Origin of the sequence: Zymomonas sp. (assembly GCF_020216885.1) — a bacterium.
Taxonomy (GTDB): domain Bacteria; phylum Pseudomonadota; class Alphaproteobacteria; order Sphingomonadales; family Sphingomonadaceae; genus Zymomonas.
Genome location: NZ_JAIWON010000095.1, coordinates 1 through 11,728, shown reverse-complemented (window position 1 = coordinate 11,728; position 11,728 = coordinate 1). Strand labels below are relative to the sequence as shown.

Annotated in this window: 13 protein-coding genes, 1 tRNA gene and 1 pseudogene; 6 read left to right on the top strand and 9 right to left on the bottom strand. The window is 45.5% G+C overall.

Going from position 1 to position 11,728, the window contains the following annotated elements:
* Window positions 1-266 (bottom strand): annotated as a pseudogene (locus LDL18_RS05200) (hypothetical protein); the annotation flags it as partial.
* Between the two features lie 103 nt (window positions 267-369).
* Window positions 370-810 carry an SH3 domain-containing protein gene (locus tag LDL18_RS05195; protein WP_296507462.1) on the bottom strand — a complete coding sequence of 147 codons (441 nt, stop codon included), beginning with the start codon at window positions 808-810 and terminating at the stop codon, window positions 370-372.
* Window positions 811-1,217: 407 nt separating this feature from the next.
* Between LDL18_RS05195 and LDL18_RS05190 the strand changes: the two genes are divergently transcribed.
* A tRNA-Ser gene (locus LDL18_RS05190) sits at window positions 1,218-1,307 on the top strand.
* Between the two features lie 129 nt (window positions 1,308-1,436).
* Here LDL18_RS05190 and LDL18_RS05185 read toward each other — a convergent pair.
* Entirely contained in the window at window positions 1,437-2,429 is a 993-nt protein-coding gene (locus LDL18_RS05185) for an aldo/keto reductase (protein WP_296507459.1), read from the bottom strand.
* Between the two features lie 44 nt (window positions 2,430-2,473).
* Window positions 2,474-3,298 (bottom strand): oxidoreductase, encoded by an 825-nt coding sequence (locus LDL18_RS05180; RefSeq protein ID WP_296507457.1) that lies wholly within the window; start codon window positions 3,296-3,298, stop codon window positions 2,474-2,476.
* Window positions 3,299-3,431: 133 nt separating this feature from the next.
* Between LDL18_RS05180 and LDL18_RS05175 the strand changes: the two genes are divergently transcribed.
* A complete protein-coding gene (locus LDL18_RS05175; RefSeq protein WP_296507455.1) occupies window positions 3,432-4,322 on the top strand; it encodes a LysR family transcriptional regulator in 891 nt (296 codons plus the stop codon).
* 43 nt (window positions 4,323-4,365) lie between these two features.
* Here the strand turns inward: LDL18_RS05175 and LDL18_RS05170 are convergent, their stop codons facing one another.
* From LDL18_RS05170 to LDL18_RS05155, 4 genes are all read right to left on the bottom strand, one after another.
* A complete protein-coding gene (locus LDL18_RS05170; RefSeq protein ID WP_296507453.1) occupies window positions 4,366-4,839 on the bottom strand; it encodes a nuclear transport factor 2 family protein in 474 nt (157 codons plus the stop codon).
* A gap of 142 nt (window positions 4,840-4,981) precedes the next feature.
* Window positions 4,982-5,764, bottom strand: a complete 783-nt coding sequence (locus LDL18_RS05165; protein ID WP_296507451.1) for a transporter — start codon at window positions 5,762-5,764, stop codon at window positions 4,982-4,984.
* Between the two features lie 179 nt (window positions 5,765-5,943).
* Complete coding sequence (locus tag LDL18_RS05160) at window positions 5,944-7,533, bottom strand: peptide chain release factor 3 (protein ID WP_012817171.1); 1,590 nt, start codon at window positions 7,531-7,533, stop codon at window positions 5,944-5,946.
* 331 nt (window positions 7,534-7,864) lie between these two features.
* Window positions 7,865-8,137: a CsbD family protein gene (locus LDL18_RS05155; protein WP_296507449.1), complete on the bottom strand. Its 273-nt coding sequence runs from the start codon at window positions 8,135-8,137 to the stop codon at window positions 7,865-7,867.
* A 220-nt stretch (window positions 8,138-8,357) separates the two neighbouring features.
* On the opposite strand from LDL18_RS05155, the gene LDL18_RS05150 reads away from it, so the two are divergent.
* Window positions 8,358-8,654 (top strand): antibiotic biosynthesis monooxygenase, encoded by a 297-nt coding sequence (locus LDL18_RS05150; RefSeq protein WP_296507447.1) that lies wholly within the window; start codon window positions 8,358-8,360, stop codon window positions 8,652-8,654.
* A gap of 66 nt (window positions 8,655-8,720) precedes the next feature.
* Here LDL18_RS05150 and thiS read toward each other — a convergent pair whose 3' ends face one another.
* On the bottom strand, window positions 8,721-9,716 hold the full coding sequence (gene thiS, locus LDL18_RS05145) for a sulfur carrier protein ThiS (RefSeq protein ID WP_296507445.1): 996 nt from the start codon (window positions 9,714-9,716) through the stop codon (window positions 8,721-8,723).
* Window positions 9,717-9,794: 78 nt separating this feature from the next.
* Between thiS and aroQ the strand changes: the two genes are divergently transcribed.
* The 3 genes from aroQ to LDL18_RS05130 form a co-directional block, all read left to right on the top strand.
* The gene (gene aroQ, locus LDL18_RS05140) at window positions 9,795-10,235 is read left to right on the top strand and encodes a type II 3-dehydroquinate dehydratase (protein WP_011240620.1); all 441 of its coding nucleotides are present in this window, start codon (window positions 9,795-9,797) and stop codon (window positions 10,233-10,235) included.
* Between the two features lie 95 nt (window positions 10,236-10,330).
* Window positions 10,331-10,813 (top strand): acetyl-CoA carboxylase biotin carboxyl carrier protein, encoded by a 483-nt coding sequence (accB, locus tag LDL18_RS05135; protein ID WP_296507465.1) that lies wholly within the window; start codon window positions 10,331-10,333, stop codon window positions 10,811-10,813.
* A 4-nt stretch (window positions 10,814-10,817) separates the two neighbouring features.
* Window positions 10,818-11,728: biotin carboxylase N-terminal domain-containing protein (locus tag LDL18_RS05130; protein WP_296507443.1), on the top strand; the 911-nt coding region annotated here is incomplete at its 3' end.

The following is an 11,728-nucleotide window of genomic DNA, read 5'->3' as shown; positions in this document are numbered from 1 at the left end:
GTCGCCATATCTGGCTTATTATCCACCACCAACGCATCACATTGGCCTGACGGAATGGCACTATGCATCAACTGATGTGGATTACCGAGACAGACATCCGTCATGCCTTTCGGAAGCACAGAAATCCGCCATTCTCCACTTTCCAGTGAAGACAAAGCCATCGGCGTTGGTAAAGGAGGACTGGCGACAAGAGGCGACGCGACAGAAAGAACAGTGACGCATAATAACTTGCGAAGGGTCGAGCAGTTCACTCTAAAAACAGCCATATTTTTTCCGTCACTGAAGATAATTATTTTGCCGTTTTCTACAAAAAAACGATAAAATTGTTAACAAAACAAATATTATTTAGTGTTAAAGCGCGAGAAGGGATCATTTGATCTCTTCATTGGGATCGACACCCCATAGGTTGCGGCTATTGATATAGCCAGTCTGACCACGAATGTTGAATAAGCACCAATTCTCACGACATTTTGAAACACGACCAATAACACCATTTTCAGCCCGCCAAATAACTGACGCGGTTGCCGAAGGCTCTGCATATAAATTTTGGATACCAACAGAATTCAAAATCGCGGTGCGCCTGTCAGAAAGTAAAGCCGAGGCGATCCATCCCGTCGCCCCGTCAATATCTTCCACTTTTCTCCAATTTTCATGACGGGCAATCACTTTGACAGGCAAATCAGGCCGCTGATAATGCCAAATCGCGGGATAATTTGCTCCGGGGCCACTCCGCATAAAGGCTTCACTGGCACTAATCGATGCCCAATAAGGCAGCGTTGTGTGAATAACGGCGGCTGAAAGCGGCGACATAATAAAAAAAACGGGACAAAGACAAAAAATAAAAAATTGGGCGACAGCACAGAATAATTTTCTTTTCCCTGACTGAAATACACGCACCATCATATCTGCCTAAGCCTAGCTGTTGTTCAGAATATCACTTGATAACCAAGACTATTCTTCAAATAGAACCGGAATAAACTGATAAAAAAAGAACGTCATTCGCCGAACGGGGCGTTATCCTTTTATTATCTCTAGATATAAAGCCCCAAAATCACGCGTTCTTTTCATCAGTCACGCTCTATATAGAGAAAAAATACCAAAATGAGAAAGCCTTAACATCTCTTATTCACCAGAAAAAAGGCTTCCCTTATCGGATTTATGCTGCTACAGAGCCTCTTCCACATCGATTTGATTGATGACGATCGCATTTCTAAGCGGGAGAGGTGGTCGAGTGGTTTAAGGCAACGGTCTTGAAAACCGTCGTGCGTGGAAGCGTACCGTGGGTTCGAATCCCACCCTCTCCGCCATTTTATATCTAGCAAAATAATGATTATCTTTGGTGCCAAGGATAAAAAAGCGATGCCAAATTTAGAAAATGGCATCACTGAAAATAATCTATAATTTCTGATCTTCATATACTCGGCAAGGGTTCATTTCTATAAACCCGTCATTTTTAAATAGCTTTCTGGCAAACGATCGCCTTGTATCGGTATAGCCGATATGGCTTTATCTATCGCGACCATATCCGATACTGACAGATCAACATCAACAGCACCGATATTTTCTTGCAATCGGGATAATTTTGTCGTGCCAGGAATAGGTACAATCCACGGTTTTTTAGCGAGCAACCAAGCCAAAGCGATCTGCGCCGCTGTTGCTTTCTTCTGTTTGGCATAGTTCTTTACGATATCGACCAACGCCATATTGACCCTGCGCGCTTCCGGTGAAAAACGCGGTACCAGATTACGGAAATCACTGGGATCAAATTTTGTGTTTTCATCAATCTGTCCGGTTAAAAATCCGGCACCTAATGGACTGAATGGCACAAAACCAATCCCAAGTTTTTCGCATAGCGGCAATATTTCATGCTCGGCCTCCCGCCAAAATAACGAATATTCACTCTGAAGCGCTGTTACCGGCTGTATCGCATGCGCTTTCTTTATGGTTTCGATACCCGCTTCAGACAATCCAAAATACTTGACCTTACCTTCGGCAATTAAATCTTTTACCGCGCCCGCAACATCTTCAATCGGGACATTGGGATCAACACGATTCTGATAAAGCAAGTCGATATAATCTGTCCGTAATCTTTTAAGCGAAGCCTCCACAACTTTTCGAATATGCTCCGGTCGGCTATTCGTGCCGCCCCGCCTTTCACCCGTTTCCATATCGATATCAAAACCGAATTTGGTTGCAAGAACAGCCTGATCTCGAAAGGGCTTGACCGCCTCGCCAACCAAATTTTCATTAACAAAAGGGCCATAGATTTCAGCTGTATCAAAAAATGTAATGCCTAAATCAAAGGCTTCCCTAATCAGCTTCACCATGGCGGTATGATCGGCTTTTTCTCCATAAACACCAGTCATTCCCATACAGCCAAGACCAATAGAGGATACTTTAAGATTTTGCCCTAAAACACGAAATTCCATGATAATTTCCTTTAAGCTACAGAAAGTAAAAAGCTGATTTCCTTTTAAAAATCTGTTTTTTTACTAACGGCCTCCCATCGGTTAATTTCTTGGGATTTGTCATAGATCGCATCTTTTGCCCATTTGACGGCATCACTTCCTAAAAGAAGGTGATCAGGCAAATTACTCCCTGTGATGACATCGAGTAAAATATGAGCCGCTTTGACGGGATCACCCAGTTCTTTACCGCTTGTGGTATCATTGGATTTACGGCGCGGTCCTACTGTCAAATCATAATCCGCAATAGTCGTTTTTGCTCCATGAAGGGAGCGCCCTGCAAAATCTGTGCGGAAAGCACCGGGCTGAACAGTCATCACCTTAATGCCAAGAGATTTAACCTCGTTACGTAAAGCCGCAGAGACACCTTCCAAGGCCAATTTTGTAGCAGAATAATACCCCGATCCTGGGCTCGCTATATAAGGCGCAACCGAAGAAATATTAACGATGATGCCCTGTCGTTTTTCCCGCATCGTAGGAAGAATGGCCTTCATCATGGAAACAGCGCCAAAGACATTCGTTTGGAAAAGATTGCTGACCTCTTTGTCATCACCTTCTTCAATAGCCGCACGGTATCCATATCCGGCATTGTTCACCAGAATATCAATTTGGCCAAAAGCTGTATTTGCAGCCTGTATCACGGCATCAATTTGGTCTTTGCGGGTTATATCTAAATCAACAGCTAAGGCTCTATCAGGGTAATTCGCAACAAAATCCTGCAAACGCTTAGATTGTCTGGCGGTAACAATGACATTATGACCCGCATCAAGCGCGGCTTTGGCTATTTCATGACCAAGGCCGCTAGAACATCCTGTAATAAGCCATGTCGCCATTTTGAATCTCCTGAATTTTATATCTTTACGCTTCTGGACACACCAAAGCGGGAAAGGTTCTTCATAAATAGGCGGTCTTGGATCAGGGGATTAGATAGGGTAATCGGGATGTTATCATTAGTAGGGCTAATCAATGGCACAAGAAAATTTCAATGATTTAGCCGTGTTCACCATGGTAGCTCACGAACGCAGTTTTACCCGTGCCGCCGCGAAAATTGGTGTTTCACAGTCGGCTCTAAGCCAGACAATACGCGCACTTGAAGAAAGGATAGGTATACAACTACTAAGACGCACAACCAGAAGCGTGACACCGACAGAAGCAGGCACACATCTTTATAGAACCTTAGCGCCCAGATTTACTGAAATCGAAGCCAAGCTGGCTGACCTGATTGCAATGAAAGACAAGCCTGTAGGCAGCCTTCGGATCACAGCAGGGGAACACTCTGCCCTTTCTATTCTCCAGCCCGCACTCAATTCGTTTCTGCCTCACTATCCAGATATAAATGTTGAAATAATTGTCGATTACGGCCTAACTGACATTGTCGCACAAGGGTATGATGCTGGTATCCGAATAGGTGAACAGGTAGCAAAGGATATGATTGCCATAAAAATAGGTGCAGATATGCGTATGGCTATTGTTGCCTCGCCAGCCTATTTTCAAAAACACCCAAAACCCCAATCACCCCATGATCTGATGGCACATAATTGTATCAATATTCGTCTTCCGACCTATGGAGGTATCTTCCCATGGGATCTTGAGAAAGATAATCAAAAAATAAATATTCGGGTAGAAGGGCAGCTGACTTTCAATAATCTAGACTTGCGCTTGCATTCTGCGCTTGATGGGCTGGGTATAGCCTATCTACCCGAAGATACAGTTTTATCCCATATTCAAAACGGACGGTTAATCAGAGTTCTTGAAGATTGGTGTCCACTTTTTTCAGGATATCATCTTTATTATCCCAGTCGTAAACACTCCCCTGCTCTCTCACTTCTCATCGATCATCTGCGTTATCGCGGATAAAATTATATGCGGTAAAATATTTTTAAAAAAGTGAACAAGATTCTTACAAGCCCAATTCACTCAGCGAAGGATGATCATCGGGTCGGCGACCTATCGGCCAAGAAAAGAGCCGTTCACTTTCTTTTATCGCCATATCATTGATACTGGCTAAACGCCGCCGCATCAGTCCCGCTTCATCAAATTCCCAATTTTCATTCCCATAAGAACGAAACCATTGGCCGCCGTCATTATGCCATTCATAGGCAAAGCGTACCGCAATGTGATTATCGGAAAAGCTCCATAGCTCTTTAATTAGTCGATATTCTTGTCCTTTTAGCCATTTATCACGCAAAAATTGGATAATCGCCTCACGACCTTGAATAAACGCACTGCGATTACGCCAATAGCTATCAACCGTATAACTTAAGGCAATTTTCTCTGGATTTTGGCTGTTCCATGCATCTTCAGCCAGTCGCACTTTGATTGCAGCCGCTTCTTTTGTTAAGAAAGGCGGAAATGGAGGCCGTGTATTATTCATTTTGGAAAGCCTTTCTTAAGAGCATGTAATAGGGAATATTAAAAAACAGGTCTTGTCTGTTCCCAAATAGGAAAAAGTAAATTAGCCCCAACAAAAAATTACTTTATCCTAAAATAATATTATTTGCTTTATTACAATCAGCCTAAAATCTTTTACTAATTCCCAAATATATTTGCTCGGCAGGTGTATCCCTATTCAAACCGACATTCGCACCAATATCTAACTGGATTGTCTGGGTCAGGGCATAGACAAGCGCACTATCGGCGGAATATTGGGTTGTTTTTCCTGATGGATCAAAATTGGTCGCCGACCATAATTCACCAATCAAGGTCAAACGATTGGTCAGCGGACGCGCCAGATTGAACACATTCTGCATCGCCGCATGCATACCCTTATTGTCATCATTCAAAACGATATCAACTTCTGGTGCCAAGGTAAGCAAAAATCCGGCTGGCAATTTGATATTGGCCGCCGCGACCATGCCCCCTTCCCAATGACGATTACCGATTTTATGCCCCGCTGCGGGCGCTTTCACATAGGGGATAACCGCTAAACTAAAACGGTCATCTTCATAATATCGGGTTTTCCAACGCATAATAACATCGCCCGACCCGCCATAATTATGTTTTTCATGGGTAACACGATCCTGTGTCCAAATTTGGCTATAAGGAACCCAGTTAACCTGAAAATCCATATAGCTGTTAATGCCATATTTCAAAGTCGGGTTTGTCGCCAAAAGCGTTTGACTATTCAAATTGCCGGAACGGGATTCACTATAATTGGTAACATCCGCTTCTATTTGCCAATGCCCTTTAGGGACAGTGCAAGCCGCCGATGATTTGGTTGGACGATCAGTGCAGATCGCTCCCAAAGGGTCGCTATCCTGTAAAATATCACCCGTTTCAGCATGGAGCGGGGCTATCATGGCGAGGCTTCCAGCTAAAAAGCCCGACAGATAATAAAAAGACTTATTCAGAAAAATGGCGCGTCCCTATCTATCCATTGCAAGGTAAACACGCCATTTCACTATTGAATAAATCGCGCTTGTAAAAGTAATTTAACGCAACATTTACAAGAATATAAAGATTATCGCCTCTATATCCATTAGCGTCTTTCACGGGTGGCCAAGAAACGAATATCGCTATTACGTTCGGAAACGTAATTCAATTCCCAGCCATCTTTTGCCATAAAGATCGGGGCTTTATCACGGTCTTCTGCAATGGAAGACTGATGCGTCGCGATAAAATTGGCCAATATTTTGGGATCATCACAAGACAGCCAGCGTGCCGTCTGCCATGGCGACGGTTCCAATGCCGCAGCCACCCGATATTCGGCATCCAATCGAGAAATAAAGACTTCCAACTGCAACTGCCCGACAACACCGATAATCCACTGCCCGCCGATTACTGGATGAAAGACGCGGATAATACCCTCTTCTGCCATATCATCCAGCGCTTTTCGTAATTGCTTTGATTTTGTCGGGTCAGACAAAACAACACGCCGCAAAATTTCAGGTGCAAAGTCAGGCAACCCCGTAAAGGTCAAATCCTGACTATTCTCGCTCAAGGTATCGCCAACCCTCAAAGTGCCATGGTTCGGAATACCGATAATATCCCCAGGAAAGGCTTCGTCGGCAACTTCACGATTCTGGGCAAAAAACAAAATCGGGCTATGAATGGAAATTGCTTTCCCTGTCCCAATCTGGTTCAACTTCATACCACGGCGGAACCGACCAGAACAAAGCCGCATAAAGGCCACACGATCCCGATGTGCCGGATTCATATTGGCCTGCACTTTAAAGATAAAACCATTCACAGAAGGATCATCGGGGTTTACTGGCTCTGGGTCAGCAGGCTGTGGTCGAGGGCCCGGTGCATGGCGCGCAATGGCAGAAATCAACTGTTCAACACCAAAATCTTTCAAAGCCGACCCAAAATAGACTGGTGTCAAATCGCCAGATTGATAGGCTTTTTCGTCAAATTCGGCATAACCGACTTCCGCTAACTCGACTTCTTCTTTTAAATTCTGGCGAGCATTTTCTGAAATAAGGCTTTCCAATTTGGGATCATCCAAACCGGAAATAACCGTCGCATCCCCGCGATAGGCATGATTATCTTCTTTTGACGGCTTCAACAGCTTCTTATGCTCAATATCGTAAAGCCCTTCAAACAGGCCACCCATACCGACAGGCCAAACCATCGGGCTAACATCCAAAGCCAACTGATCGGCAATCTCATCGAGCAATTCAAAGATAGGTCGGCCTTCACGATCCACTTTATTGATAAAGGTAATAATCGGCACCGACCGCAGGCGGCAAACCTCGAATAATTTACGGGTCTGGGCTTCAATACCACGGGCAGCATCAATGACCATGACCGCAGAATCAACGGCGGTCAAAGTGCGATAGGTATCCTCGGAAAAATCTTCATGCCCCGGTGTATCCAATAGATTGAAGGTCAAACCATCATATTCAAAGGTCATCACCGAAGAGGTAACCGAAATACCGCGTTGCTGTTCGATTTTCATCCAGTCTGAACGCGCGCGGCGATTGTCACCACGGGCTTTCACCTCACCGGCCAGATGGATAGCACCACCGAAATACAGCAATTTTTCGGTAAGCGTTGTTTTACCGGCATCAGGATGGGAAATAATAGCGAATGTGCGTCTATCTGGGCGTGAAGAATGAGCAGTCATGAAACCTGAATTCAAAAAGAAGCCTGTTGGGAAAATCCATCGCTATAAACGATAGTCGGGTCAGGACAGCTTGATCTCCTGACCTTGTCACGCATGACATGAACAAGAATCATCTTTTTAGCAAGCAAAAGGCCAAAAGACGCGACAAAATGAGTGCCGCTTCTATATCATCCCCAAATCATAAGAAAGTGACCCGTTCCCTCACCAATCAAAATTCTAAAATAAAATATTCCAAAATGGGGAAAGGCGCCGGTTAAGAAAACCGACGCCCAAGGAATTCAGGGATAAGGGTGAAATTATAGGATATAAGCTATATGAGTATTACCGGACGTTATTTCGTCTTTTTCTCGACAGATTCTTTAATATCTTCAAATTTTTCCTGAGCGCTGTCTTTCAGGTCTTCCAAAGCATCTTTGGCTTTATCAATACCATCACTGATAGCTTCCTTGGCATTACCGAACGCCTTTGAAGCTGCACCTTGAGCCTGCTCAAGAATACCCTTGCTCTGCAATTCGGGATCGTCAATCGCCTTACCGACTTCTTCTTTGCCTACGCCGACGGCTTTCTGTGCAGTCCCTTTAATTTTATTGTAGGTGCCTGACATATCTACCTCCTCCATTTAATTAAGACACTTAAACACGACTTAAAATAAAGCCGCTTTTCTTTAAGTGAAACCATCAACATTCGATCAATACTTTACCAACGAAGGAGAAGAGAAATAGGTTCCCAGAAATATAAAAATTTTTACCGCAAAGGCTTTTTACAATTTACAGGAAAATTTAACAAACTTATGATTCTTTGCTAAAGAGATTGGGAGTTGTTGTATGATTTATGAATTCTTGCAGATTCCTATTAAGGAAAATTCAGAAGATTCTTTTATCGCTGCTGTTGAAAAGGCAAAACCATTATTTCTCAATTCTCCGGGTTGCGAAGGCATGACTCTGACCCGCTCTCACGAACATAACGGCCGCTTTTGTCTGGTTATCCGTTGGGAATCAATAGAAGCCCATGTCGAAGGCTTCCGCAAATCAGATGCCCTGCCGCAATGGCGCGCTTTGGTAAATGAATATTTTTCAGAACCACCGAAAGGCGAGCATCTTATTCCGGTTTTTGAAGCCTAAAACCGACCCCAAAAAGAAAAGCAGGCTTTTGGCCTGCTTTTCCTGTTTTTTGATTCTAATAGAATACTAGATCAGACCCGCCAACGGGCTGGACGGATCAGCATACATCCTTTTTCCCATACGTCCGGCCAAATAGGCCATACGCCCTGCTTCAACGGCGGATTTCATCGCCTGTGCCATCAACACCGGATTTTTAGCTTCGGCAATGGCCGTATTCATCAAAACGGCATCACAGCCCAATTCCAAGGCAACCGCTGCATCAGAAGCGGTGCCGACACCGGCATCGACCAGAACGGGTACATTCGCGGCTTCAACAATCAGACGCAACATCACCGGATTTTGTAATCCCAGACCGGAACCGATAGGCGCACCCAAAGGCATAATAGCAACAGCCCCCGCCTCTTCGAGACGCTTCGCCATAATCGGATCATCGCTACAATAGACCATCGGCTGGAAACCCTCTTTGACAAGGATTTCAGTTGCCTTCAAGGTTTCGACCATATCGGGATAAAGGGTGCGGGCTTCGCCCAAAACTTCCAACTTTACCAAAGTCCAGCCACCGGCTTCTCGTGCCAAACGCAGGGTTCTGACAGCTTCTTCAGCATTAAAGCAACCAGCCGTATTAGGCAGAAAACAATATTCTTTTGGATCAATATAATCGGTCAACATCGGGGCAGATGTGTCAGTCAGATTAACCCGACGCACAGCCACAGTCACGATTTCAGCCCCTGCGGCCTTTACCGCTGCCGCATTCTGGGCATAATCTTTGTATTTACCGGTGCCGACAATTAAGCGGGATTTGAAGGTATGGCCTGCTACAGACCAGCTATCATCAGACATTAAATTATCACCTCCGCCAACAAAATGGACGATTTCTAATTGATCGCCCGATTCAACAGTTACATTGCCGAGTTCAGAGCGCGGCACGATTTCGAGATTGCGTTCAACAGCCACCTTGGCCGGATTCAAGCCTAATGATTGTGCCAAAGCCACAATCGTTATTCCGGCTTTTACCTGATGAGGTTCACCATTTAGCTTGATATTGATGAGACTATCACTCATGAAAAGCTGCCTTTGCCTAAGAAATCTAACCTGTTCTATAAAGAGCCTTTACCCCTACTCGCAACCGGAAGTAACATCATGGCCAAAAAGCCGACCATATTTATTTTAAACGGGCCTAATCTTAATCTCTTGGGATTACGCGAACCGACGATCTACGGGCATCAAACGCTAGAAGACATTGCTAACAAATTAAAACTTCAAGCAGAAAAACTTGATGTTACCGTCGAGATAAGACAATCTAATCACGAAGGGGCATTAATTGATTGGCTACAGGAGGCTCAAGCTGTAAAGGCAAAGGCCGTTATCTTGAACGCAGCGGCCTATACGCATACGTCCGTTGCGATCTATGATGCGATCAGAGCTATAACGGTGCCGGTGATTGAAGTGCATCTTTCCAATCCCCATGCCCGCGAGGCTTTTCGTCATAAAAGCTATGTCGGAGAGGCCGCATTGGGGACAATTTCCGGATTCGGCGCAGAAAGTTACTCTCTTGCGCTGGACGCCGCCGCCAAGCTCTGACATGGCAGAAACCGTATAACTATCCGGTTATTACAGTTTATGCCTTAACAATTAATAAATGCCGGATAGCCGGAATAATTTTCGTGAGCGTAAGAATGACAGAAAAACACAAAGAAGCTATGCAAGTCGATCCCGAATTAGTGAATCAACTCGCAACTTTATTGGATGCGACGAACCTGACTGAAATTGAAGTGCAGGATGGCGACCGCCGTATTCGTGTCGTTCGCAACGCTACCGTCTATGCCCAGCCACAGACTATTCCAGTTGCCCCGATGCAGCAGGCAGCGATGAACACAGCACCGGCCGCGCCTGTGGTGGCACCTGTTGCTGAAGCCGCGAATCATCCCGGCACAGTCTATTCGCCTATGGTTGGTACGGCTTATCTGGCACCGGAACCGGGCGCTTCTAATTTTGTCCATGTCGGTGACAAGGTCGAAAAAGGTGCAACCCTGCTCATTGTCGAAGCCATGAAAGTGATGAATCCGATCATAACACCCAAAAGCGGGATCATCTCATCAATTATGGTTGAAAACGCCCAGCCGGTCGAATTCGATCAGCCGCTGGTGGTAATAGAGTAATTCCGTGGCCATCAAAAAAATTCTTATCGCCAATCGTGGTGAAATCGCCCTTCGTATCCATCGTGCTTGTCATGAAATGGGAATCGCAACGGTAGCGGTGCATTCGACTGCCGATGACGATGCCATGCATGTCCGTTTGGCGGATGAAACTGTCTGCATCGGGCCCGCACCCGCTGGTGAAAGCTATCTGAACATCCCGAATATCATCGCTGCTGCCGAAATTTCTGGTGCCGATGCTATTCATCCGGGCTATGGCTTTTTGTCTGAAAATGCCCGCTTTGCGGAAATCGTCGAAAGCCATGAATTGATCTGGATTGGGCCCAAGCCGGAACATATCCGTATTATGGGCGACAAGGTCGAAGCCAAGCGGACGGCGGGGAAACTCGGCCTACCGCTGGTTCCGGGATCAGACGGGCCCCTTCACGAAATCAACGAAGCCAAGGCTGTCGCGGCAGAAATCGGCTATCCTGTGCTGATTAAGGCGGCTTCCGGTGGTGGTGGTCGCGGGATGAAAGTCGTCCAAAGCGAAGGCGAACTCGAAAGCCTGATGGCACAAGCCAAATCCGAGGCTAAAGCTGCCTTTGGTGATGACACCATTTATATGGAAAAATATCTGGCCGCCCCGCGCCATATCGAATTCCAGATTTTTGGAGATGGCGAAGGTCAGGCCATCCATTTGGGTGAACGCGATTGTTCCTTACAGCGCCGCCATCAAAAAGTGCTAGAAGAAGCCCCCTCACCCGTTATCTCTGCAGAACAACGCGAAGAGATGGGCGGTATCGTTGCCAAGGCCATGTCCGATATGCAGTATCGCGGCGCGGGTACGATTGAGTTCTTATATGAAAATGGGCAATTCTATTTCATCGAAATGAATACCCGTCTTCAGGTCGAACATCCGGTCACAGAAGCCATCAC